Origin of the sequence: Mesorhizobium sp. WSM4308 (genome assembly GCF_002294905.1) — a bacterium.
In the GTDB taxonomy this organism is placed as follows: Bacteria; Pseudomonadota; Alphaproteobacteria; order Rhizobiales; family Rhizobiaceae; genus Mesorhizobium.
The window spans coordinates 196,324-221,892 of sequence record NZ_NSFW01000012.1; the positions used below are offsets into that span (position 1 = coordinate 196,324).

At 56.6% G+C, this 25,569-nt stretch carries 17 protein-coding genes; 7 read left to right on the forward strand and 10 right to left on the reverse strand.

Annotated features, from left to right (window positions below):
• Positions 1 to 2: 2 nt before the first annotated feature.
• Positions 3 to 908 (reverse strand): sulfate adenylyltransferase subunit CysD, encoded by a 906-nt coding sequence (gene cysD, locus CK227_RS22675; RefSeq protein ID WP_010914955.1) that lies wholly within the window; start codon positions 906 to 908, stop codon positions 3 to 5.
• A 490-nt stretch (positions 909 to 1,398) separates the two neighbouring features.
• Between cysD and CK227_RS22680 the strand changes: the two genes are divergently transcribed.
• Together CK227_RS22680 and CK227_RS22685 are read left to right on the forward strand one after the other, a co-directional pair.
• Positions 1,399 to 2,772 carry an O-antigen ligase gene (locus tag CK227_RS22680; protein ID WP_245318015.1) on the forward strand — a complete coding sequence of 458 codons (1,374 nt, stop codon included), beginning with the start codon at positions 1,399 to 1,401 and terminating at the stop codon, positions 2,770 to 2,772.
• Positions 2,769 to 3,722: an SDR family oxidoreductase gene (locus CK227_RS22685; protein WP_095770831.1), complete on the forward strand. Its 954-nt coding sequence runs from the start codon at positions 2,769 to 2,771 to the stop codon at positions 3,720 to 3,722. The genes CK227_RS22680 and CK227_RS22685 overlap by 4 nt, the downstream gene beginning before the upstream one ends.
• On the opposite strand, the gene CK227_RS22690 is transcribed toward CK227_RS22685, so the two are convergent.
• A complete protein-coding gene (locus CK227_RS22690; protein WP_095770832.1) occupies positions 3,710 to 4,249 on the reverse strand; it encodes a sugar transferase in 540 nt (179 codons plus the stop codon). The genes CK227_RS22685 and CK227_RS22690 overlap by 13 nt on opposite strands.
• 160 nt (positions 4,250 to 4,409) lie before the next feature.
• Positions 4,410 to 6,398 (reverse strand): nucleoside-diphosphate sugar epimerase/dehydratase, encoded by a 1,989-nt coding sequence (locus CK227_RS22695; protein ID WP_095770833.1) that lies wholly within the window; start codon positions 6,396 to 6,398, stop codon positions 4,410 to 4,412.
• 432 nt (positions 6,399 to 6,830) lie between these two features.
• On the opposite strand from CK227_RS22695, the gene CK227_RS22700 reads away from it, so the two are divergent.
• A complete protein-coding gene (locus CK227_RS22700) occupies positions 6,831 to 8,246 on the forward strand; it encodes a phosphomannomutase (protein WP_095770834.1) in 1,416 nt (471 codons plus the stop codon).
• 186 nt (positions 8,247 to 8,432) lie between these two features.
• Here CK227_RS22700 and CK227_RS22705 read toward each other — a convergent pair whose 3' ends face one another.
• Positions 8,433 to 9,365 (reverse strand): glycosyltransferase family 2 protein, encoded by a 933-nt coding sequence (locus CK227_RS22705; protein ID WP_095770835.1) that lies wholly within the window; start codon positions 9,363 to 9,365, stop codon positions 8,433 to 8,435.
• Positions 9,366 to 9,862: 497 nt separating this feature from the next.
• Here CK227_RS22705 and CK227_RS22710 point away from each other — a divergent pair, with 497 nt between their 5' ends.
• The 3 genes from CK227_RS22710 to CK227_RS22720 all read left to right on the forward strand — a co-directional run bounded on the left by CK227_RS22710 (position 9,863) and on the right by CK227_RS22720 (position 12,842).
• Positions 9,863 to 10,654 (forward strand): ABC transporter permease, encoded by a 792-nt coding sequence (locus tag CK227_RS22710; RefSeq protein WP_095770836.1) that lies wholly within the window; start codon positions 9,863 to 9,865, stop codon positions 10,652 to 10,654.
• Positions 10,655 to 10,713: 59 nt separating this feature from the next.
• Positions 10,714 to 11,361: an ATP-binding cassette domain-containing protein gene (locus CK227_RS22715; protein ID WP_245433485.1), complete on the forward strand. Its 648-nt coding sequence runs from the start codon at positions 10,714 to 10,716 to the stop codon at positions 11,359 to 11,361.
• Between the two features lie 386 nt (positions 11,362 to 11,747).
• A complete protein-coding gene (locus CK227_RS22720) occupies positions 11,748 to 12,842 on the forward strand; it encodes a sulfotransferase family protein (protein WP_245318016.1) in 1,095 nt (364 codons plus the stop codon).
• Positions 12,843 to 12,940: 98 nt separating this feature from the next.
• Here CK227_RS22720 and CK227_RS22725 read toward each other — a convergent pair whose 3' ends face one another.
• Entirely contained in the window at positions 12,941 to 14,767 is a 1,827-nt protein-coding gene (locus CK227_RS22725; RefSeq protein ID WP_095770839.1) for a rhamnan synthesis F family protein, read from the reverse strand.
• A 453-nt stretch (positions 14,768 to 15,220) separates the two neighbouring features.
• Here CK227_RS22725 and CK227_RS22730 point away from each other — a divergent pair, with 453 nt between their 5' ends.
• The gene (locus CK227_RS22730) at positions 15,221 to 16,306 is read left to right on the forward strand and encodes an acyltransferase (RefSeq protein ID WP_095770840.1); all 1,086 of its coding nucleotides are present in this window, start codon (positions 15,221 to 15,223) and stop codon (positions 16,304 to 16,306) included.
• 526 nt (positions 16,307 to 16,832) lie between these two features.
• Here CK227_RS22730 and CK227_RS22740 read toward each other — a convergent pair.
• From CK227_RS22740 to CK227_RS22760, 5 genes are all read right to left on the reverse strand, one after another.
• Positions 16,833 to 17,369 (reverse strand): class I SAM-dependent methyltransferase, encoded by a 537-nt coding sequence (locus tag CK227_RS22740; protein WP_245318017.1) that lies wholly within the window; start codon positions 17,367 to 17,369, stop codon positions 16,833 to 16,835.
• A 339-nt stretch (positions 17,370 to 17,708) separates the two neighbouring features.
• The gene (locus tag CK227_RS22745) at positions 17,709 to 19,640 is read right to left on the reverse strand and encodes a rhamnan synthesis F family protein (protein WP_095770842.1); all 1,932 of its coding nucleotides are present in this window, start codon (positions 19,638 to 19,640) and stop codon (positions 17,709 to 17,711) included.
• Between the two features lie 46 nt (positions 19,641 to 19,686).
• Positions 19,687 to 21,633, reverse strand: a complete 1,947-nt coding sequence (locus CK227_RS22750) for a rhamnan synthesis F family protein (protein WP_095770843.1) — start codon at positions 21,631 to 21,633, stop codon at positions 19,687 to 19,689.
• 52 nt (positions 21,634 to 21,685) lie between these two features.
• Positions 21,686 to 22,744, reverse strand: a complete 1,059-nt coding sequence (locus CK227_RS22755; protein ID WP_095770844.1) for an NAD-dependent epimerase/dehydratase family protein — start codon at positions 22,742 to 22,744, stop codon at positions 21,686 to 21,688.
• 293 nt (positions 22,745 to 23,037) lie between these two features.
• Positions 23,038 to 25,545 carry a hypothetical protein gene (locus CK227_RS22760; RefSeq protein ID WP_095770845.1) on the reverse strand — a complete coding sequence of 836 codons (2,508 nt, stop codon included), beginning with the start codon at positions 25,543 to 25,545 and terminating at the stop codon, positions 23,038 to 23,040.
• Positions 25,546 to 25,569: the final 24 nt, after the last annotated feature.

A 25,569-nucleotide genomic window follows, 5' to 3' on the forward strand; every position in this document is an offset into this window, starting at 1 on the left:
GGTCAGAAATATCCCTCGCGCTTCTTCTTTTCCATCGAGCCGGCTTCGTCACGGTCGATCAGGCGGCCCTGCCGCTCGGATGTACGCGCAGTCAGCATCTCGCCGACGATGGCTTCGAGCGTGTCGGCATCGGATTCAATGGCGCCGGTGAGCGGATAGCAGCCCAAAGTGCGGAACCGCACCAGGCGGTTCTCCACTGTCTCGCCGGGGCGCAGTTTCATGCGGTCGTCGTCCTTGAGGATCAGCATCCCGTCACGCTCCACCACCGGCCGTTCCTTGGCGAAATAGAGCGGCACGATCGGGATGTTCTCCTGCAGGATGTACTGCCAGATATCGAGCTCGGTCCAGTTCGACAGCGGGAAAACGCGGATCGATTCACCCGATGCGATGCGGGTGTTGAAGATCTTCCACATTTCGGGGCGCTGGTTCTTCGGATCCCAGACATGTTGGGCATTGCGGAACGAGAATATGCGCTCCTTGGCGCGCGACTTTTCCTCGTCGCGGCGGGCGCCGCCAAAGGCGGCATCGAAACCGTACTTGTCGAGCGCCTGGCGCAGCGCCACGGTCTTCATGACATGGGTGTGGGTGTTCGAGCCGTGGTCGAACGGATTGATGTTGTCGCGCACGCCGTCTTCATTGACATGAACCAAAAGGTCGAAGCCCAGTTTCTGCGCCATCTGGTCGCGGAAAGCGATCATCTCGCGGAACTTCCAGGTCGTGTCGACATGCAGGAACGGGAAAGGCGGCTTGGCGGGATAAAACGCCTTCATCGCCAGATGCATCAGCACGGATGAATCCTTGCCGACCGAATAGAGCATGACCGGCTTGGCAAAGGCGGCCGCAACCTCGCGGAAAATGTGGATGGACTCGGCTTCAAGCCGCTGCAGATGCGTAAGCGCGATTGTCATAGACTGTGAGCGTTCTCTCGTGCCTTGCGACAGAAGACCTTGCGTCAAATCATCGAGCTTTGTGCCCGGTTCAAGCGTCGCTTCTGGACAAAGTGTTTCGTGCGGGCGTTCTAGCAGATCGGCGCACGGCAAAACAATGCAAGACGAGCCCGGCAGCAGTCAGTTCGGGAATGATTTTTCCATGCTTTCGCCAAAACCCGGAAATTTCTGTTCGCAAGGCTTGCAACCGGGAAAAGGCTAGGAAAAAATTACTCGGCAGACCATGTTGACGGACGCCCCTTGAGCCCATTCCCAATCGTCGGGCACCGGCCGCCGATTTTAGGTGACGACAAGCTCCACCGCACTATCGAAAAGACAGCCCAGCCGCTATACAACCCCCGGAAGCGGGCAAGATGCGTCATCAGGCACGGGCAAATTTCAACGCGAGCACACTCGGTCGGCCGAACAGGATGTGCCGCATAGAGCTACTCGAGAATAGCGAGCCCGAAACTTGACCCGGCTTTCGTCTGCAAGTCAGCAACTCACGCCGTCGCGGATCAATATCTACTTCTCCATTCTTTGCTTCTTTTTTCCGCCGGTTTTGGGATCGGTGGTCAGCTTCGTATTCAACGGCGGCGCGCTGTCGTCCGTCCTGTTGATCGCCCTCAAGAAAAGGCGCTTCAATACCGACCCGGCGATGATGGCGATGACGATCGCGATCTATGCCTATTGCGCGGCCAATCTGGTGGCGTCCATCGTCAACCATGCGATCGCCAGGGACGCATTGCACCTGATCCCGCTAGTCACCTTCCTGTTTTTCCCCATCTCCTATTCGACCTGGAGCATTACGCGGAAGACGACGCTTGTCCGTATCATCGTGCTGAGCAGCATGGCGACCTGTTTTGTCGCGCTGCTTCTGGCGGTCTTCCAACAACATTGGCTTGGTATCCGCGCCGAGGGTGGGGCCGGGAATGCAATTGTGTTCGCGGAGGTCCTCTGCCTTGCCGTGGCGGTCTGCGTGGCCGGCGCCCTGTCGGATGTCGAGCGACACAGGATCGCCCTCATTTGCGCGGCACTTGGCGGGACGATCGCCATCATCTACTCCGGCACCCGCATTGTCTGGCTGGCACTGCTGATTGCCGGTATCGCCGTTCTACTGATCAACCAGCACAGGCTCAAGGGAAGGAACGCCATTCGCCTGCTGGTGCTGTTGCTGGCGGCCGGCGCTGTCATCGCGGCTGTCGGCTTCCAGACAATATCCGGGCGTGTCGACTTTCTGCGTTCCGACTTGGACGCGCTCGCCCTCAACGGTGACCACACGACGGCTACAGGATTGCGATTGGCCGTGTGGGATATTGGCCTGAAGGCGTTTCGTGGGATGCCGCTGTTCGGACATGGAGTGGGTGCCACCCAGGCCCTGATAAAACAGGGCTTCCACGATCAGTTCGGGATGGATGCAGGCTTCAATCATTTCCACAACGGCTTCCTGACCGCCCTGGTGCAGGCAGGACTCCTGGGCGCCTTGACGCTGGCCGCGATCTTCGTCGTTGCCGCCAGGAACGCAGCCGTGGTTTTGCGAAATAGCACCGATCCGATCGAGCGTTTTGGCGCTACCATGATTGTCATCGTGGTGATCACCTATCTCACGTCCGGGATGACAGGCATCCTGATTGGCCACGACATTCTGGACTCGGTGCTGATGGTCTTCCTGGTGTCGGGAACGTATCTCGCCTCGGGCCGCCAGGCTCCGTTGCCGCAAGACCAGGCGTTTCCGCCCGAGACGGAAGAGCGAGCGCTTCCGCCGGTGACGGAAGACGCCCTTCGTCCAGGGATGAAGATCGGGCGCTTCGATTCACTCAATAGCGGTTCAGGGCAAGACCAATGAAAGTCCTGGTCACCGGCGCGACAGGCTTCATCGGCCGTCAAGTGGTGCATCGGCTTCATGAGGCGGGCGCCGAGCTTCGCCTCGCGTCCCGCTACCCGGAGAGGCTTGGTCGGGGGCATGAGGCCATGCAGATGCCCGATGTCGATGCGCCGACGGCTGCCTTCCTGGCGCTTGCCGGGGGTGTTACCGATGTCGTTCATTGCGCGGGTCTGAACAATGATGAAGGCAACGCCGCCGAAGCCGATTTTCGGGCGGCCAATGCGGAATTGAGCGCAAGGCTGGCGCAGGCGGCGGCCGAACAGGCAAGCGGACGGTTCATCCAGCTCTCCTCGATCCGGGCCGTGATCGGCGCGCGCGTCAGTGCAACGATCGACGAGGACACGATTCCCGATCCGCAATGCGCCTATGGGCGCTCGAAGCGCGAAGCAGAGATCAGGGTGCTGGATGCCTATGCGTCGCATGGCCGTTCCGACGCCACCGTGCTGCGGCTGCCACCAGTCTACGGAGCCGGCATGAAAGGAAACCTGGCGGCGCTGATGCGCCTGGCCGATACGGGCCTGCCGCTGCCGACAGGTGCCCTGACGGGAACCCGCTCGCTGCTGTCATCGCAATCGACGGCAGGTGCGGTATGGCATCTGCTCAGCCTTTCGGGGCGGCTGCGATCGATCTATGTCGCCAGCGATGTGCCGCCGGTTTCGATCGCCGACATTGTCGGCGCCTTTCGCGACGGTTTCGGACGGCCGAGGCGCCTTGTGGACGTGCCGGCCAGGCCGTTGCGGGCGGCCGCGATCCTGTTGGGCAAGCGGGCGTCCTGGGACAGTCTGACCGCGACACAGATATGCGACCCTTCCCTGCTCGTATCCGAAGGCTGGCTGCCGGAGACCGGAACGCTGGAGCGGCTGGCCGAAATAGCGCGGCTCGGAGACGCTCAATCGCCTCAGTTGCGATAGAGCGTTCCAAACAGGATGCGAAGGTCGAGCCAGAACGACGCCGTCCTGAGATAGGCGGCATCCGTTTCGGCCAGAAGCCGCGGGTTGGACATGTCGATGCCCCTGATCTGGGCCATGCCGGTAATGCCCGGACGTGCCGCCAAAACCCCCAGCTGCCGGCGACGCTCGATCAGTTCCGTCTGTGTCGGCAGGCAAGGGCGCGGCCCGACCAGGCTCATCTCGCCCCGAAGAACATTCCAGAATTGCGGCAGCTCATCGAGCTTGAACTTCCGCAAGGTCCTTCCGACCGCGGTCACGGCATTTGCTGGCGCCTCGTGCGAGGGCAAGGACGGCGTGCCCTGATACATCGTCCGCAATTTGTGGCAGCGAAACAACACACCATCGCGGCCGACCCGCGTCTGGGAAAAAATCACCGGACCGGGCGACGATGCCCGCACCGCAAGCATGCAGAGCAATAGAACAGGGGATGTCACCAACAACAGCAAGACCGCCGCGACGAGATCGAAGGCACGTTTCAGTCCCTTCACAGCCGTCCCCTCATCACTAGCGCCATTCCAGGAAGAGTGTGAAACGGTTTTCCCGGCAAAGGCCAGGAGCGCTTTCCCGGCGGAAATTGCTCCGACACCGCCGGCCGCGGAATCGATATCCAGGCAAAATCCCGCCATTCAACCGTCAGCCGCAACGTATCTAACCTGCTTGCCCGACCCTTCTCGGGCCAGTTTCCTGCTGCGTGTCGGGCGCCGGCGTCTCCGGCAGATGGAGTTGCGCCAACACGGCAAGGGCGGAAGCCTTGTCCTGGCTCTTCATTGCCGCCTGCAACGCGGCCAGCGCAGCCTGAACCGTAGGCCACGCCACCACATCGGTCCTGAGACCGAAGATCTTGGCGATGTCGAGCGTGATGATCTCTTCGTTGGCGCCCTGTAGCGTCTCATGCAGCTTCTCGCCGGGCCTGATGCCGGTGAAGCGGATCGGGATATCCGCATAGGGCGTCTTGCCGGCCATGCGGATCATGGTTTCCGCGACTTCAAGAATCGGCACGGGTTTGCCCATGTCCAGCATATAGATGGCATAGTCGTCCTTGCCGTTACGCGACTGGGCGTCGGCGGCCGCCATGATGACGAGATCGACGGCTTCCGCCACCGTCATGAAATAGCGGGTCATGCGTCGATCGGTAATCGTGACCGGGCCGCCGGCTTCGATCTGTGCCTGGAAGATGGTCGCCACCGAACCATTGGAGCCAAACACGTTGCCGAACCGCACGGCTATGAATTTGGTGCCCGTACGGCGCCCGTCCGGCGCGATTGCGTGGCTTTCGTGCAAGGAACTGACGAGTTGCTCGGCGGCTCTCTTTGTGATGCCAAGCACCGAGGTCGGATCCACGGCCTTGTCGCTCGATATGAGCAGGAACTGCGGAACACCGCATTTGGCGGCAACCTCAGCGCAGACAAGCGTACCGAAAACATTGGTCTGGATAGCCGATTCCCAGTTCTCCTCGAGCAGCGGAACGTGCTTCAGCGCCGCGGCATGAAAGATGATGTCCGGTTTGAATTCCGTGACGACACGAGTCATCTGACGCCGGTCCGCGACATCGACAATGCGCACCTTCAGGCGATCATGGTGCTTTTCGTCGACATACTGGCTCAACTGGAAGATGCCGAACTCGGAATTGTCGGCGACCAGCACCGCTCCTGCTCCCAGCTCCAGCGACCGCTTGACCAACGTGCGGCCGATAGATCCGGCGCCTCCCGTCACCAGAACGCGCTTGCCGCCAACGAAGGCGCCAATACGCGCGATATCGGATGGCACGGTCGGGCGGCGCAGGATCGTCTCCATCTCGACTTCATCGAGAACGATCTTTCCCTCCTGCCCAAGCTGCGAAAGGCTCGAGAACTGCAAGACGGTTATGCCGCCATGCCGGGCGACACGCACAAGCTCGGAATATTCCTCGATCTCATGCTCGACGCCGCTGCCGAAAATAAGCAGGTCGATGCTCCTGGTGCCGGCGGCGTAGTCCTCCAGGACATCGATCAGGCGTGGCCGGGACGCCACCACGGGAACACCTTGAATCCGTGTGCCCAACGGTGCGCCGCGCTCGGTCGCCATGATGCCGGCAATGGAATAGTCGGTCGGCTCTGCCGTGCGCGTGAAGCGAATGATCAGGTCGGCCTCACCAAGCCGACCGACGAACAGCGCCCGCCTGGCCTGCACCTTATCGACCCTGAGGGTGAGGATGCCCCAGCTCGCGCCGTCGCGAAGAAATCGATAGAACAGCCTCGGCGCCGATATGATGGTAAAGGAAACGAGGAAAAAGACGATGAATTGGCGTTCGTTGAGGCCAGCCACGGGCTGGATGAGACGAAACATCCGCGAAACAGCATAAAGCACGACCGTCAGAATCGCACAGCTCTTCAGAATGTTGAAAAAGTCCGGGGTCGAGGCAAAGCGCCAGATCGTGGTGTAGAGACCACAATATCTGAACAGCAGGTGGCTGATGAGAACGATCCCGGCCCAGGCGACCAGGCCTTGGTAGGAGAATGCATCGAACGAAAGGTCTGACCGGGAGAGGACGAGACTAAGCGCCACCGCAACCAGGACCATGAGCAGGTCCTGGACCATGATGATGACGCGCCGTATCTTCGGTCGAAATCCGAACACGGCTTCTGCAAAGGAAGTCATTGGCGAGTATTGAACTCCAGGCGTGAGAACTTCAACACTAATGCGGCGTCAGATCGAATACCATCCGTCACCGGCCACCTGTTCTCAGCGTCAAATCCTCGGCCCCCGCCATCGCTACCGCATAGCGTGGACGTGAGGTCATCGCCAGAGATTTTTTCACAGACAGTTCGATTGCGATCAAGTGCCGACCAGATATCGCGCAACCGGCGGAGAGGTTTAAGGTTCACGCTGTTGCCAGGAGCAGGTCAGGCGGTGCGATTGGCTGGCGTCTGACGCACTTTCCACAGCGCTGCCGTTACCCGTTCGTTCATCGCGACGCACTATTTTTCAAGCTCTCGGGGAAAACCTCGGGTGGGCGGCGAAGCGCTTTTCGGTTAACAGGGGAACCTACCTCGATATGACAGCTTCCCTCTCATCAGCCAAAGCGAAGTGATGAAATTTGGATCGAGTGGCCTCAGAGGCCTGGCTTCGGAATTGGTCGGGAACCCGAGTGGGCTTTATACTGAGGCTTTCGCCTGGCGCCTGGCTGCCGGCGGGATTCAGCCGAATGCCATGGTGCTGGTGGGTCGTGACTTACGCGACAGCAGCCCCACCATTGCCGCCAACTGCATGGCAGCCCTGGCGGCAAGCGGGCTTCAACCGGTCGATTGCGGCGCCATTCCAACACCGGCTTTGGCGCTGTACGGCCAGCAGCATGGCGCAGCGGCACTTATGGTGACGGGTTCGCATATTCCCGCTGACCGCAACGGTATCAAATTTTACGGCCCGCACGGCGAGATCAGCAAGGCGGATGAAGCCGCCATGGCACAATACGCCGCCGGAAGATCGGGAGCCTATCGCCCTCCGCCTCCGCCAGGAACGGCCTTGCCAACACGCCATGATCAGGCGATCGCCGCCTATCGCGCGCGCGCCGAGATCATATTGCAGCCCAATTCCCTTTCCGGCATGAGGGTCGGCGTTTATCAGCACAGCTCGGTGGCGGCGGATCTGTTGGTCGAGATTCTCCAATCCCTTGGCGCTCATGTGACGCCTGTCGGGAAATCCGGTACCTTTGTGCCCGTTGACACCGAAGCCGTCAGCCCGACCACACTTGCCAAATTCAAACGTTGGGCTGGGGAATTCAACCTCGATGCCATCGTGTCGACAGATGCCGATGCCGATCGTCCGCTTATCGCCGACGAGAATGGCGATCTTTTTCGCGGCGACCTGATCGGCCTCGCCACCGCCTTATTCTTGCGGGCAGACGTCGTCGTGACGCCGGTGACTTCCAATTCGGGCATTTCGAAAGCTTTCGGTTTCGAGGTCGTGAGAACGAAAGTCGGATCTCCCTTTGTCATCGAAGGGATGGAAGCATCATACCATGCCGGCCGCATCGTCGTCGGCTTCGAGGCCAATGGCGGCGTTCTCCTGGGATCGGATTGTTCCCTGCGCGGAAAGACACTGGCGGCATTGCCGACACGGGATTCCCTACTCCCGATCCTCGCCGTCCTGGGTCTGGTTGCATCGACAGGAAAAACGCTGTCGCAGCTGCGCGCGGTTTGGAAGCTTCCGGTTTGCGCAAGCGAGCGACTTGAAAACTTCCCGGTGGAAAGCTCGCACAGCCTTATGCACCGCCTCGCGGATCGGGATGCGTTGCAGCAATTCCTGGCGCCTTTCGGGACCGTTGCCGAAGTCGACGAGACCGACGGCTTCAGGATGCGAATGCAAACTGGTGAGATCATCCATTTGCGGCCCTCCGGCAACGCACCTGAACTTCGCTGCTATTCGGAGGCTGCAAACGCGGACAGAGCGGCCGCGATCGTGGCATTGACGCTTGAAAGGGCGCGGGCGATCACGTCCGCGGATTGAACAGCGGCCGTCTCATGAAGATGGTTCTCGCACTGGCGCAAGACCCCTTCCGACGGGGTCACTGCGTTCGCTGGCCTCATGCGGGAACTCCCCGACGTATCGCCGTCAACTTGTGCCGGCGAAGAAACGCTCCGCCGATCGAGCACGGGTGCACCGCTCGACCACGCGCCTTGAAGCGATTCGATTTCAGATGCGACCCAGGATGAATGCGAGATAGAGCCCCAAGGTTCCGGCAAGGGTCTGCCGATAGACGCCGCTTGCGGCCAGAGTGCGCAAACGCTGGAAAAGACTGCCCTGCCGACCGCTTGCGAACAGGTCGAGGCACGCCGCGGCATCCGGCGTAAGGAGGTCGCGATTGACCGCCAGACCGGCAAGGTTGACATCGGTCCAGTCGGCAAACTCGCCCTTGAACAGGCGCCCAAGCCGCGAGAACCTTGCCCGCCACGACACGTTGGCGCCGACAAGGTTCGCCGCGTGCTGCCGGTAGTGCACCAGGGGCCGCGGGTCGTAGTGGACAACGCCGCCGGCGCCGGTGACAATCAGATAGGCCCACCAGTCGTGGCTGACGAAGCCCGTGCGTGCCGAAGCCCTTGCCAACAGGTCGCGTGCCGCGCGGTTGAGCAGGATGGTGTTGCCGCCGGCGATGCTTTGCACGAGCGCGTTGCGGAAGGACGGCGGCCGCCGAAACAATGGCGACTGGCCGACAAGGCTTCCCGTTTCGGTCATGGTCGCGGTTCGCGAGCAGAACATCAACGGCGTTTCCGCGCCGAACGCCTGCATCCATTGGATGGCACTTTCCAGCCTGTCCGGCTCCCAGACATCGTCCTGATCGCTGAAGGCATAGAAGTCGGCATCGATACGCCGGTCGACTATCATCGAACGGAAATTGGCCGCGAACCCTCGGTGCGGCCCCTCGACCAACGTCACTCGACCCTTTGTCCAGCGGGACTTCCAGGCTTCGATGATGGGAACCGTGCCGTCGACGGAGCCATCGTCGGAGATCCAGAGGTCGATGAGCGGATGCGACTGTGCGAGCAGGGATTGCAACTGCTCATCAATGAACGCGGCGCCGTCTTTCGTGCCCATCAGCACCGCTATGCGCAGATCTGCCCTATCCACGAATGTCGAACACCTTACTTGAGTTCATGAAGGCGAGGTGCATCTGTGGCCGAAGTCCGAATACAGATTCCAGCTTCATCGGATGGCACCAGCTCCAGGTTCGTGGACGTGAACACCAGCACAGTGCGAACACGAAAATCGCTCATGGCCGTTCTTTCCTCAAAGGGCGATTTCCGGCCCGTCGCGTTGTATCGCATACTGTGGGCTCGAAGTCATAGCCAGAGGTTTTTTCGGGAAGAGCCGACGGTCAATAGAGAAGCGTGGCGCATCATCCTTGGGAGATTGCCGCGAGCCTGACATTAGTCTCGGCTAACGAAGAAAGCCGCATGGCATCAGCCCGTGTCCAGTTTTGCCGCAGTTGACTCTGCTCTTGACCTCGTTACGACGCAATGCGTTGCCATATGCCTGTCGAAATGGCTATTAGAGATGGGTGTGGTGGTTCGCCATGGCCAGCGAAGGACAATGCGCCAGAACAACGGATTGCGATACTCCCAGCTATGATTGCGGCACTAAACGGCGCTTTTGACGACATCTCAAAAGCCATGAGATTACACCGGGTCTGGATCGCGCTTGCCCATGAGGACATCGGCGACCAGCACAGACGCACGACACTCGGCCCGCTTTGGATGCTGGTCAACTATTTCGCTTTCGTCGGCACATTTGCCTTTGTTTTCGTGACCAAGGACGCAAGCAACCCCAGCTATATAGCCTATGTGGCCATCGGCATGCTGGTGTGGTTCTATCTTACCGAGACCATCACCATGAGCGTGTCTCTCTTCCAGCGCGAAGCGAGCTTCATTCAGGGCACGACGCTGCCGTTGTTCGTGTATGTGATGCGATTGACGATGCAATGCATCATTCGGGCTGGTTATTCGCTGGCGGGTTGCGTTCTCATTCTGCTTTTGAGCGGTTACGGCATCAACACGAACTGGCTGCTGTCCTTGTTGGGATTGTTGCTCCTCATCCTGGCAACCCCTGCATTTGTGGTGGTTTTTGCGTTCCTGGGCGCATTCTTTCCCGACAGCGAATTCATCGTCGGCAACCTGATGCGGGTGGGCATGTTCTTCACGCCGGTCTTCTGGGTCTATAGTGGGCAAGAGGGCGTTCAAGAATATGCCTATCATTGGAACCCGTTCACCTATTTCCTGGAGGGCGTGCGCGAGCCGATCACGGCGGGCATATTTCCGGGGCATTCCTTGGCGGTGACAGGTTATTTCTGCCTCGGCCTCTGGGCTATTGCGCTGCTGCTGCTGGGCCTTTATCGCAAGCGCATCGTTTTCCTGATCTGAGTTCCATGACCTCCATCACCCTGAACAATGTCAGCCTCGTCTATCGCCTGTTTGAAAAGTTGACGCTTTCGGCGCCCGGCCGGCGTCGGAGCGCTCTCGGCGGCAATATAGCCAAGTCGGGCACCAAACAGGTCGTGCAGGCGCTCGACGGTGTCAGCTTCGAGCTCAAGGCGGGCGACCGGTTAGGGCTTGTCGGCCCGAATGGCGCCGGCAAGACCACCCTGCTCAAGGTTCTATACGGAATCTACCAGCCATCGGGTGGCACGATATCGATCGCCGGCAAGGTCGATGCCCTGTTCAACATCCACATAGGGTTTCGTCCCGAGGCCACCGGGCGCAGAAACATCGTGCTGAGAGGGTTGATCAGCGGTTGGACGGCGGCCGAGATCGAAGAGAAGATGGAAGAAATAATCGATTTCAGCGAACTGGGCGACTTCATCGACCTGCCGTTCAAGGCGTACAGCCAAGGCATGGCGGCACGTTTGGCGTTTGCAGCAGCGACCACTCTCGAGCCTGAAATTCTGCTGATGGATGAATGGATTGGCGCCGGCGACGCGTCGTTCCAGGAAAAAGCCAAACGACGCATGGACGAACTGGCGGAAAAGGCCGGCATCATCGTGCTGGCCAGCCACGACGATGCGCTCATCCAGCGCGTTTGCACGAAGAAACTCACACTTAGAGGTGGCCGGGTGGAGTCGCTGGCTTAAAGCGTCTCGCGATATTCGATATCGAGATCGAGCAAGGGCTCGATAGTCGTAGCATCATCCTTTTCCGCAGGCCGTCAACGGTCCAAAACCACTCGCGAAGCCACGGCCGAACGACAGAAATCGGCCCGCCCTGTCAGCCCCGCAACCCGACCAAGAGTTGCGTCCGTCGCGATCTTCATAGATTGACGTTTTGATAGAGGCTGGTCTAAGCGTACTGAACGTTGACCAACCGGACCGAAAAGCACCTCAATTTGATAACCCCAACAGCCGGATTGTCACAGGCACCGAGGCGTCAAGCCATCTTAATCCTGGGAATGCACAGGAGCGGAACCTCGGCGCTTGGGGGCGTAATCAATGCATTGGGAGCAGCCGGCCCGAAGACCCCGATGCCGTCGCACGCGGCCAATCCGCGCGGATTCTTCGAGAGCGCGCCCCTTGCCCTTGCCCACGACGAACTGCTCGCATTGGCAGGCTCGTCCTGGCTTGACTGGCGTCAACTCGATCAGCAAAGGATGAACTCAAAGGCAACAGAACCGTGTCGTCAGAAAATAAAACAGCTGCTCATCGATGAGTTCGGCGACGAACCGTTGATCGTTATCAAAGACCCACGGACATGCAGATTTGTTCCGTTCATGTCGTCGATCTTGGACGAAATGAATGTCAGCCCTGTCGCCCTTCTGCCCGTACGCAATCCTCTTGAGGTCGCATATTCGCTGCGCCGGCGACATAATTTAGCGCTGCCAGCGTCCCTGCTGTTGTGGCTCAGGCATGTGCTCGAAGCTGAATATCATTCACGACACATGCCGCGATATATTCTGTCATATGAAGGGTTCCTAGCCGACTGGCGAAAGCATATGGACCGCGCAGCTGAAAAAACCGGTGTCGCCTGGCCAGCTCAGCCCGACCACTCGGACGTCAAGATCGAACAGTTTCTGACGACAGACCTCTATCATGAAAGGTCCACGCTGGAAGATGTGCGTAATCATCCGGATGTTACGGCGCTGGTCCGTGAGAGCTATCAAATTCTGACCGCAATCGCCGCCGGCGATGAAGACGATGGCTTGCTTGCTCAGCTGGATATGATGCGGACGAGATTCGACGAAGCCTGCGAAACATTTTCGGCGGCCATGGCGACGGAGGAATTGGCGGTTGCGCAATTGCATGGTGAGCTTGGCGCGCGCAGCACCGAGATAAAGTGGGTCCGTGAAGAGAATTCGAAGCTTGCGAGCTTCTTGGAACAGCAATCCGTTCAAGTCCGCGGCTTGGCTGACGAACGTGATGCCCTCGTCGGATTTCGCGACACTCTGATCGCTGAACGGGATGCCCTCGTAGATGCCCAAGCTAGCTTAATCGCCGAACGCGATGCGCTCCTACGGGACATGAACTGCATCGCCAATGAGCGCGACGCGCTGCTCACGTCGCGCAGTTGGCGGCTGACCGCACCTTTGCGGCTGATACGTCGCTTGTTCGCCCGTGGCTGATGCATGCGCGGACAGCAAACGCGCGGCGAGAGGCAGTTGGCGCCCTCACGAGCGACTTGCCCACGTGAGAGTGCTCTGTTTGTTGCATCGCCATCTGGCTAATCCCCAAACGCGATTATTCTTCGCAGGCCGCGATAGAGTGGCCTGAGAATCCTGAACGCTAGTGGCGATCTGAACACGATCGACCTCTTGATCGAGAAGAGGAGGCCGTGAAAGGATCTTTTCACGCCGAGGTTTCCGAATTCCGCCGGCGATGCATTCTCCAGCAATGATATCAATTTGGTTTCCAACATTACGTAGTTGTGAGCAGCATTCCTTGTGGTCATCACGTGCCGGAAGCTATAGCCGGCGTCGATTGCGACATAGGCTATGAGCCGCTCTATGGCATGGACCAAACTCCCATCCCGATAATCCATATTGGCAAAATCGTTCCAGCCCCACTCTTCTTCGAAAAGCTTCCTTAGAGCTGCAGGGCGAAACCAGTACATCCCACCGTAAGGCGCGACAGGTGTACTGTGATCCAGATGGGCATTCAGACCCAGTTTTTTGGCCAATTTTGCAACATTGGGCTTGTTGCCGAACCATGAGTTTCCCATGGTCGGATATCCAATATGGATGATCGGAGGAATAACGAGACCAAGTGCGGGGTTCTTGGCGAAAAGATCAAGCAAATTTAGAACATAATCAGGGCTGTGGAGAAGGTTCTCGAACATGTGAAGCTTGAACAAATCTCCCTTTGTGCCGTCTTGGAAAGATCGCTTGGAATGTATCCGGCATATCAAATCGTAGCGGTCCTCGAGCACATAGTCACGGCACCCGATGAGAAGGGCTGAAGTATCCCGGCCGTCATTCGACTGGACGACCAGAACCACGGCCTTTCTGCAGTTCGGTGCTTTGGTGATTGCCTGCTGGATCAACGCCTGCTTGTTGGTATTGTCGGTCGTAATGATGAGGTCATAACCCTTCGGGATGTTTTCGGTGTAGCCCAGAATCTCATCGATCATGTCGGCGTGATAGACATGGGCAAGAACAGCTACCCGAAACCGGGTTCTTCGAGCACCAATATGCACATCTGGCAGGACGGAGAGCAGCGCGGCGTTGCTATTGAGCGTTCGGGGTGGGCCCAGGCGACCGACGCTTCTCCATATCAGCGACAAATCGTAGTCCGATCGCTCTTCGATTATCTCCAAGGCTCGCGGCAGATTGATCGCCTCGCGCTCGAGAAACAGCGGGTCATGAAAGAAGAGGCGACGCTTCAGGATCGGGCTCCGGTCCTCTAGCGTTTTGTCCGGCTCCATGAAAACCGGGTATGGCGTCTTGTATCGCTCCGGATCGAGCAATACCGAACAGGTGTAGCCCAAAGCCTGAAAATGCGCTGTGAACACCATCTCGTGCTTCGCAACTGACTCCATATACGAGTTGATGGACACCATCCGGGTCCAATAGTCACGAAACGCCTTCGACTGATGCAAGGACCGCCGCACTGCGATGAAATGGGAGTTGAGATGGAAAGGCAGTTCGGATTTTGTGACGTCGATCGGATGGGGTCTTAACGCCCTGTGGGCGGAGATTCCCCAAAAGTCGCAGTGACGCCGGTCCATCTCCGAGAACATTTCCGAGAAGGGGAAAATCGGCCCATAGAAAGTGTGGTTGAAAAACAATATCTCGTCGAAGTGTGAAAGTTCATCCCACCCCATATGTTCGAGGGCAGCCCGATAGGCCCAGACATCGAACCCCTTGTTTTCCCTGACCAGGACGTCGGCGGCGGCCTCGGAAAGGCGAGATTCGGCCGCTTCGTCCACCGGACCGTTGCAAACCACCAGCAGTTTTTCAACAAAAGGCCTTATCGATGCGATCAGGTGAAAATAATACTCATCTATCTTGCCATCTTGATCGTAATAAAATGCGATTGCCAGGCGCCTCATCGATCTATCTCTCTTTGGCGCAAATGGCACTTGAAATTGGCTTCGAAAAACAGCTCACGATATTTCAACATCCGAAATGTTGGAGGGCGATATACGTCGACGATCTCTCGGCTCGAATGTGACCAGCCGACGAATCTCTGGCAATTTCGAGGCAATGGGCAAGCTGCATTAAACCATTCGGTGTCGATAAAAAAGGCCGGAGACAGGCAACCTTCCCTTCGGCGCCAACGTGCGGGCTTGCCATGGTTTGTCGAGGTGAGCCCGCCCGACACTTTGGCTGGTTCGATTCTGGCTTTTAACTATTGCTCCCCATCCGTCCAACAACCTGGTCGCGATCGTCAGCGCCCTTGCCTTGAAAACGCGCGGCGCTGCCAACTTCTTTGGCGTCGGCGACAGCGGACTTGATCGGCAACTCCCACGCCGATAGAGGATGGCTTTGGAGAATCTAGAGCTATGCATTATCGGAATGTCCAGGGCCTGCGCGCCATCGCGTCATTGATGGTTCTGGTCAGTCACGTGCTTCACCCCTTCACGCCAATGCAGGCTCACTGGATAACTCCATACATTTATAACTTCGGCCCTGGTGGCGTCGACATCTTCTTCGTGATTTCGGGCTTTATCATCTACACGGTTGGGGTCAAATCCGGTGCCGACCGTACGAAGAGCCGCTTGCAATCGACGCTGGATTTCCTGCTGAGGAGGCTGATCAGAATCTACCCGATCTATTGGGTGATGTTCCTTTTTGCTTCGCTTACGATTGCTTATATCGTTGATATTCCCTTCGTGCCGATGCCGGTGCCACCCACGTCTTCATTGCTTCTTTTGTTAAGCGCGTCGAACAACATCATCCTGGCGGCATGGTCCCTTCACTATGAAATGATCTATTATATGGTGGCGACATTATCATTGCTGATTTTTCGTCAACATCTTCTCGTCGGATTGATGATCTGGTTTGCGTTCACGCTCGCTTGCATTTTGGTAGCGTTTGCCTGGGGTAAGGATTGGATGCACCATGTCTGGGCGTCATCTCTCTTCTTCGAGTTCATGTTCGGAGTTTTCGTTGCCCTGCTGATCGGCATGGGCCAAACCGCCTTTGCGAAAACATCGTTCGTTGTGGGTGTGGTGTTGTACGCCCTCGGTAGCGTTGTGCTGCATCGGCATGGCGGCTGGTGGGCTCTCGCCCCATGGTGGCGAACGGCGTGTTGGGGCATTCCCACGGGCTTTATCCTCTATGGTCTCATCACGATCGAATTGCGCGGCCTGTGGACGTTCCCGAAGGTTTGGCAGTATCTCGGCAATGCGTCGTATTCGATCTACCTGAGCCACCAGACCTTTTTCGCCATTCTGGCGCTGATCGTTCTGCGCGCCGGGCTGATGGATCTGCGGCCGCGCCTCCTCGTTGCTGGTGTCGCCTGCGTGTTGGCGATCGCTTTCGGCGCAGCCATCTATCAGTTCATTGAAAAATGGCTTCTCGATAAGATCGGCAATGCCGTTCTTGGAAAACGTGTGCCCGTCTCAACCATTCAGCCCGCCGAGTGATCACCATTGACGGGATCGAATTGGGCGATTCATCGCCCTTGTTCAAGACGTAGAGCCAGGGTATGAAGGTACGCGCCTGGGGTTTGCGGCAGGCTGAAATTTCCACTGATGGATGGGTGGATTGGCGCCTGACACGGGTCATTCCAGGCTATGCGCTATTACGCCGAGAATTTGGTTTTAAGACCGCCCTGACGCAGCGATAGAACGGCCTTAGAATCTTGAACAGGATAGGCGACCTGAATTTCAGGGAGCTCTTGACGGCCAAATTGAGTTCAGCCAGAGAGCGCTTCCCTGACGTTGGCTTCACTGACGTTGGCGTCACTGGCACCGACATCACCGCCGCCTCCAGCATCGGCGCCTCCAGCACCGGTATCTGCATCGTCGACGCGCCCACCGCGGTTACGCAACCTGTCGGCTTTGAAAGGGCATCATTCCGGCACGGCGCCACCTTTAGGCTGGCACCTCCATCGACCCCTGCGGGGGCTATGATTGGCAGCAGATAAATCTGTCCTGGCGGTACATCCAGTCAGCGTTTAGTCCCCAGCCGTCGCTTCAAGATCGCGCAGAATTCAAAAGTTTTGTGCGGCGTGGCATAGACTTGCTCCACGTCAAGCCCAATGAGGCCGAGATTGGCAAGTACCTCTATTCCGGAGCGGAAACTTTGCGGGGTGAATTGCCAGGCGTGCACATCGATGTAGGCCCCGCCGGAATTGTCGTACCCGCTCATTGCCTGCGAGACAGTCGTCATATCTTGCCGAAATTTTGCGACCCCGTGATCTCCAGCCCAATGGCGTGCCGCGTCATTATGCGTGGTTAGAGCTATGTGTTCGACAACGCTCTTTGCGGTGTGAACCTTGTTGCCCCGAGCGCCGATGAAATCCGCAATTGAACTCTCTGGAATGAAATGATCGAAGCAGTAGCGCTTGTCCGGGATAATCAGGAGGTATCTGCCCGTCGGCACGAGAATTCTCGCGACCTGGTTCAGATGATAGATCAGATCCGGTTGATGCTCGATGCAGTGACTGCTCAGGCAAAAATCAAACTTTTCGTCGACGATACTCAAGTCGCCATTGCTGGAGACATAATGAATATCGACGGGGCTGGAGTAGGCATAGCCGATCGCATCCGCCCTCTTGATCCGTGTTTGTCCATGACGTCGAAATACTTTACATTTCGACCACGCAGGGTTGGATTCGTGAAAGGCCCCAGTTCGAGGGTTGATTTGCGACCGACAAGAGCGGCAAGCTCATTTCTGCTGAATTCTGGCGGAGCGGCATCCATGTAAAAATCCTCGGTTGGTTCGGCTTCATGTGGCGCGCTTGGCATTGCAGCAGCGGCCGCTTAAGGCTGAAAATTCCACTGATGGATGAGCGGGTTGGGACCTCAGACGAGTCATTCCAGGCTATGCGCTATTACGCCGAGAATTTGGTTTTAAGACCGCCCTGACGCAGCGATAGAACGGCCTTAGAATCTTGAACAGGATAGGTACCCTGAACTTCAGGGAGCTTTTAGTGGCAAAATTGAGTTCAGCCAGAGAGCGCTTCACCGACGGTGGCGGCACTGGCAATTGCGGTGCTGGTGCAAGCAGGGGAAAACCAGCTTTTTTCCACGTAGACAGCATCTGATAGTGCAATGGAAAGTCGTTCATCGGCAGCATGCCGACAAGCTTTTGCATCTTGAATTCCAGCATGGCGTAGTTGTGCGCCGCTTGATGAGCGCACATGATGTGCTGGGTGATATAGCCCACATCCTGGGCCGCGTAGGCCGTCAGGCGCTCAAGCGCATGAGCCAGGCCGCCATCGACATGATGTGGTTCGGCATTAAAGTCTTCCCACTTCCACCGATGTTCGAATAATTTTCGTAAGGCGCGGGGCCGGAACCAGAACATGGTGCCATAGGCAGCCACCGGAGTGGTGTCATCGAATTTGACATCAATGTTCAATAGGCGCGCGGTTTCCTCAACCTTGGGCCTGTTGGAGAACCAGACGCGCCCCATGGTTGGATAGGAGATGTGAATAAGCGGTGGAATGACGAGACCGATCGAAGCGTTGTCCTGGAACAGGTCCAATACGTTGTGAACGTAACCACGGGTATTCAGCAGGTTCTCGAGCAGATGCCGCTTGAACAGGTTGCTCCTCGATGACTGCACCTGAGGTGACTTTTTCGTGTGCAGGCGGCAGACAAGGTCATAACGATCGTCGACCAGCAGGTCGCGCAAGGAGATGAACAGCGAAGACATGTCCCGACCGCGGTTCTGCTCCACGATCCTGACAATCGCCTTGTTAATGCCGGGGCGCTTTGCCAAGAGGGCTTCGATCTTGGCCTGCTTTTCCGACGTGTCCGTCGTGGCAATGAAATCATAGGGAACAGGGATGTTCTCGGTCAGATCCAGCATCTCGTCGAGCATATCGATGTAGTAAATATGTGCGCAAACCGCCACTTTGCCGTAGTCGGGAGGAGCATCATCGTCCTTGATGCGCTCATTCGGCAGCACACTCGTCAGAGCCGCGTTGGTGCTGAGATTGCGCAATTCGGAATCGCGCAGAACATCGCGCCAAATCAAATTCATATCGTAGTCGGACGTTTCCTCGATAACGCGCAAAGCGCGCGGTAAATCGACAGGATTGTGCTCAAGGAAAGTTGGGTCGTTCAACAACAAGCTTCGCTTCAGCAGCGGAAAACGATTGATGACTGCTTCATCAACATTGATGAACGCGGGATCGTGCGAGCCGTATTTCTCCGGGTCGATATACGCTTCCGCCGAATAGCCCAGACCTGTAAAATGTTTTGTGAATTGCGACGCGTGAATCAGAAAGGCATCTGGGTCACTCTTTGTTTCCGGCAATTTTGCCCAGTATCTCTTGAAGGTTTCCGATCTCAGCATGTCGTTCCGGATGGCGATAAAGCATGTCTGGAGATGCCAAGGCAGATAACCTGCTCCAGTAAATGGATTTGCCGCGATTTCCTTGTGGGCGGCGGCGCCCCAGAAATCACTTTCGCGACCTTCCATCTCTGAAAACATTTCGGAGAAAGGAAAAAGCGGGCCGTAACAGGTGTCATTCAGCAGGATCAGTTCGTCGTACTGGGAAAGAGCGTCATGGCCGATCGCTTCAATTCCAGCCTTATATCCCCAGAGGTCCAATCCCTCTCTCTCGCGCACTAGCAGTTGATCACAGCTTGCCTTGACCGCTTTTTCCGACGGCTTCGACAGATCGCCATTGGAAACGACAACAATCTTGTCAACGACCTCTCGCAGTTTTTCGAGCAGAAAGATGACATAGTCATCCGCGACGCCACGCTCGTTGATGAGAGAAAACACAGCAATACGACGCACTTGGATGCTCCTGCTAACTAGACCGTGAACATCGCTACTTCTGCAATCATGATGTGCGCTGTTCATTGCGCCGAGAAACCGGCTTCAAAACTGCCCTCGTGCCTCGATAAAACGGCCTCAATATCGTGAACAGGATTGGCACTCTAAACTTCAAAGAGCTTTTGATCGCCAGATTGAGGTCAGCCAAAGAACGCTTTACCGATGGCGGTGGTGGCGCTGGGGGTGGCGGCGCTGGCGGCGCCTCCAGTGGATAGCCGGCCTTTTTCCACTCGGACAATACATGGCCGTGCCAGAGAAAGTCGCCCGACGGCATCACGCTTGCAAGCTTTTGCATCTTGAATTCCAACATGGCGTAGGTGTGCGCAGCCTGGTGCGAGCACGCAATATGCCGTGTGGTGTATCCAGCATCCTGGGCCGCGTAGGCCATCAAGCGCTCGAGCGCATGAGCCAAATCGCCATCGTCAAAGTACGGTTCGGGATCGAACTCTTCCCACTTCCAAGTGCGTGCGAATATTTTGCGAAGGGCGCGGGGCCGGAACCAGAACATGCCGCCATAGGCAGCCACCGGAGTGGTGTCGTCGAACTTGACGTCGATGTTCAACAGGCGCGCGGTTTCCGCAACCCTCGGCTTGTTGCCAAACCATGAGTGCCCCATGGTTGGAAAGGCGATATGAATCATCGGCGGGATGGCGAACCCGATCGAAGGATTGTCGTGGAACATGTCCAGCACGTTGTGAACATAACCACGGCTGTTCAGCAGATTCTCAAACATGTGGCGCTTGAACAGGTTACCCTTCGATGCCTGCACCTGAGGCGTCTTTTTGCTGTGAACGCGGCAGACAAGGTCATAACGATCGTCAACCAACAGATCGCGCGTGGAAATGAAAAACGCCGACATGTCCCGGCCGCGGTTCTGCTCCACGACACGGACGATGGCCTTGTTTATGCCAGCGCGTTTCGCCAAGGCGGCTTCGATGTCAGCCTTTTTTTCCGGCGTGTCCGTGGTGGCAATGAAATCATAGCGGACGGGAATGTTCCCGGTCAGATCCAGCATCTCGTCGAGCATATCGGTGTAGTAGATATGCGCACACACAGCGACATTGCCGTAGTCGGCGGGGGCGCCATCGCCCTTGATCCGCTTGTCCGGCAGTACACTCATGAGTGCCGCATTGCTGTTGAGATTGCGCAATTCCGAGACACGCAGAACATTGCGCCAAATCAAATTCATATCGTAATCGGATGTTTCCTCCAGAACACGCAAAGCGCGTGGTAAATCGATAGCATTATGCTCAAGGAATGTTGGGTCGTGAAAAAATAGCCGTCGCTTCAGCAATGGAAGGCGGTTGATTATAGCTTCATCGATATTGATAAACGCTGGATAGTGGGAACCATATTTCTCTGGATCGATATAGGCTTCCGCCGAATAGCCGAGATCCGTAAAATGTCTCGTGAACTGCGATTCATGAAGCAGAACGGCATCCGTATACGTTTTTATTTCCGGCAAATTTACCCAGTATTTCTTGAAGTCAGCCGATTTCAGCATGTCCTTTCGGATAGCGATGAAATACGTCTGGAGATGCCAAGGCAGATGGCCCGTTCCGGTGAATGGATTTGGCGTCATTTCCTTGTGGGCGGCAGCGCCCCAGAAATCACTTTCGCGACCTTCCATCTCTGAAAACATTTCGGAGAAAGGAAAAAGCGGGCCGTAACAGGTGTCGTTCAGCAGGATAAGTTCATCATACTTGGAAAGCTCATCAAAGCCGATAGCTTCCATTCCGGCTTTGTATCCCCCGACGTCGAACCCCTCATTCTCGCGCACCAGCAGCTGATCGCAACTGGCCTTGACCGCTATTTCCGAATGCTTGGACAGATCGCCGTTGGAAACGACAATAACCTTGTCGACGACCTCTTGCAGTTTTTCGAGCAGAAAGATGACATAATCATCCGCAATTCCACGCTCGTTGTAGAAAGAAAACACTGCAATACGATGCACCTCGTGCTCCTGACTAAAATATCAAGTTCGCTGAAAAACTGTCTTCGTCGTCCTAACCAAGGCGTGAGTCGATCCAGTTGCAAAGCTTCTCGATTCCCTGCTCGACATCGACCTGCGGTCGCCATCCCAGATCGCGCACCGTCCTGTCAATGCTGGCAACCGCGGAGCGCACGTCGCCGTTGCGGAACATGCCGTTGATGCTTGGTTCCGGTGCCTCGTATCTTTTTGCAACGATCCTCGCCAGTTCAAGAACCGTTGTTCTGGACCCTGTACCGACATCATAGGCGATCGACTGCGACAAATTTATTCGCGTTGCCGTGTCGATCGCCGAAGCCACGTCGTCGATGAAAACGAAGTCCCTGCCGATGTCTCCATCCTCGTAGATCGGGATACTTTTGCCTTCCTTGGCCATCCTGATGAACAGTGACACGATACCCGTATAGCTGTTCGTCAGCGACTGGCCGGGACCGTAGACATTCTGAAGGCGAAGGACGTTGACGGAGGTTCCGAACGAAAGAGCCCAGGCACGCAATATCTGCTCCTGGGTCAGCTTCGTTGCGCCGTAGATGCTGGTTGGATTCGGTATCGTTTTTTCCGCATCCATCGGCAGAGGTTCGAGCCCGGGAAAATCCCATTCCGCGCGTTCGAGCTGCTGCTTCGATCTCTGGCCGGGATACTTTATCTCGCCTTTTTTCCCTGACCGCCATGCCCCTTCTCCATAGACGGCGCGGCTCGAAGCCAGGACAAAACGCTCTGGAACGTGCGATGCCGTGGCGAAGGAATCCAGCATGCGGGTGGTGCCAAGAACATTTGCTATTGCGTGGCGAGAGGCCTCCGTTAGCGACTGACCCGTGCCCGTTTCGGCAGCCAGATGCACGACAACTTCAGGTCGGGTGGTTTCCAGCGCCTGCGCCCAGGTCGAGGCCTCGGTCACATCGGCAACCACGAGTTCAACGCGAGGATCAAGGTCGGCGGGACGCTTTCGCTCTGCGTGGATCTGCGGATGCAAACTGTCAAGGACAACCACGCGATCGAAGCGGTTTGCCAATTTGGCGGACAACGCGCATCCAATGAATCCAGCTCCGCCGGTCACCACGCATGTTTTAGGCATTCAAGCAGCATTCCGTTTCATTGACGTGCCCGTTCGTTATCAGCGTCAACCTTATTTGAATAGATACAAGAGGCCAGCTCCAGTCGAATTGGATTTTGGGGCGTCGCATTCGGGTTTCCGCGCCTGCCGGCAGAGGGTTGCAGCAAACCGCGAATCTCTGACGAAACGACCCGATCAGCCGATCAACATGTTGCCTGCTTCCTGAAGCACTCCAAATTTGTCGCGGTCCAGTCACGTGCAGTGCTATGCACCGGTCTGGTTTGCGGTCCCATTTTCGGCACCCAGGCAACCAATTAACCGGCGCCGGCTCGTGGCCTGGACGTTCTGCCATTCACCATGATCAAGAGAATGACTGAAGCCGCAAAGCCGGCAATGCAAAGTTCCAGCGTTTTCAGCAAGTGACTGCTGTCGTAATAGAAACGAATTTTGCCTGGCCCGCTCACCTCAACGGCAGGGAAAAAATCTAAAAACTTCCCTAATTCAACCGGCTTTCCATCCAGCGTGGCTCGCCAATACTTATTGGTACGAATGGGGAAAACGACCCATCCATGGGTTGCGCCCGAATATTCCACTGTCAGGTCGTCCGGTTGATACGTCGCAAGGCGCACAGGGCCAAAATCCGGTTCCGGTTGTCCGCTTAACCCGTTCACATAATAGCCCGAACCTGAAACCGCGTGATCCTCAATAACGCTAATGCCCGGCTCTGGCGACGCGATCGAGAAATTCTGTGGAAGACGCACTCTCTCACCAATCCTCATTTTCGGGATGCCGGGAAATACACTCGACCCAATTTGATAAGTTGCCCCTCCAGCGGTTTCGAAAGCCCATGCACTGAGCATCTTCTGGCTATCGGGTTTGGCCATTGAAATGACGTACCGATACGTTCCGGCCACAAGAGGAACGTCGTGATTGAAATTGAAGGTGGCGTATTGGTTGTTGCGTATCGCCTCCGGTGTCAATTCAGCATGAGCCACGAGGAGCTTGTCTCGATAAAGATCAAACATCACCGCCGAAGGGGCGAAATCCCTGTCATAGGTTCCGAACAACACTTGCGTGTTCGCAGCGGTGATGGACTTGTCAATTACCAAGTCACCTTGAAGAGCTCCATTGGTGAGGGAGGCGGTAGCCCGCTGGCCAACGCCACTGGTCTCGTAACTCGGTTCATTACAACCCTCTTTGACAAGGAAGAAACGGACAGCAGCATAGGTGATCCCCGGGCTGGAAAAATTAATGTCAGAGCATTGAACGATGGAGGCCGTGTATGTTGTCTGAAAGGAAGGGGCTACGTCCGCGGCTATCTTCTTTTGAGCATCGGTACGAAATCCGTGAGCAAACAATTCTGGCAGCCGGTAGTTTGATAACAATCCCGAGACAAGGAAGCTGCCGTCCGCAATGATGCTTTGACCTGGAAGGATCTTGGATGCCACATAGGATATCGACGGTGTATCCGGGAAAAAAGTCTCAATGTCAGGTCGTGCGTTAAGCTGCCTGAACCAATAGCCAAGATTGATTGCCTGCAAGAGGCATATAAAAATCACCAAATGAAATCTATAAGATGATCCAGGCTTCGTAGACGGCGGCGACATGAATTTCATGGAATATGAAGATAATACAGCCGCCGACAATCCAAATAAAACTGACCCCCTGCTCCACGTATTGAAACCAAACCCCGGAATTGCATTCACGAAGCTAGCCGGCGCCATGCCAAATACGGTTGCCAGCGTAAATACCGCCACTAATAGCCCAAAAACAGCAAATCGATTGGGTGACTTGAAAATGAAATAAAACGCGAGAAGGGTTAGGAGAGCAGCAGGTATTCCTGCCGAAAAGGTACGCTCGACGCCCAGATTGTTCACAAAGTCAGAGCCAAACATATTGACAATGTCGTAGGGCGTGAACCAAGTTCCGCCTGTTCGGCTCGACAGATCAGTTGAATCCAGAATTTCTTTAACTTGCAAAAGGCCGGGAAGGGCGAGGAGCGCTCCCGCAATGCCTGCTAATCCCAGCCCAAAAATTCGCCTGAACGGAAGCTGACCGATGCCGGCGCTCCGGATTTCGACGAAGAGGACTGCGATCGCCAGCATCAGGGACGATATACCACCAAGGAGGGCGACGAATGGAAAACCGGCCAGACCTATCAAGGCGACACTGAGAGTGAACCCAAACGCCCAACCCAAACGTCCTGTTTGCCAATAGCGAAGCTGAGTGGCGAGAACCCAGGGAACAAGAGCGCTCGTTGTCAGGTGCGGCCAGTGTGCCCAAGCGATGTTGAACCCGCAAAAGGCGAATGTGATGGCGCCGAAAACCGCACCCACATGATTTCTGAACATGAAAAACAGCAGGCAATAGGTACCGAAAGCCGCCAGCAGATAATTTGACAAAATTGCAAACGTGTAGCCCATGGCCTCATTGGGCGTGAGGGCATAAACCAGGAAGGGTATCGACAGGCCTTCGTAGATCGGCGCCTGGATGCCGGCCGTACCCAGCTGATTGAGTGGGTTCCATAGCGGGATGTGCCCTTCCCGCAACTCTCGCCTGAACTCCCGCCAGTTTGGCAGCCGGCTATCCAATATGTCGGAACGCTCCATGTTGACAAGTGGAGTGTCGATCCCGGCATTGTCCCATCCCGGATAGGCCAACAGCAGATCCATCGGTGCCAGCGTTTGCCGAAAAGGATTGACGCCCACAATCCCCAGGACGAGAACGAAAAGAAGCACCAGCGAAATGACGTGCCGCAAAAATGGCGCCTGCTCCGGTACATGGTTGTCCTGCACGGACGTTCCCGTCATCTGCGTGTCCATACACTTTTCCCTTTTGGTGACCTA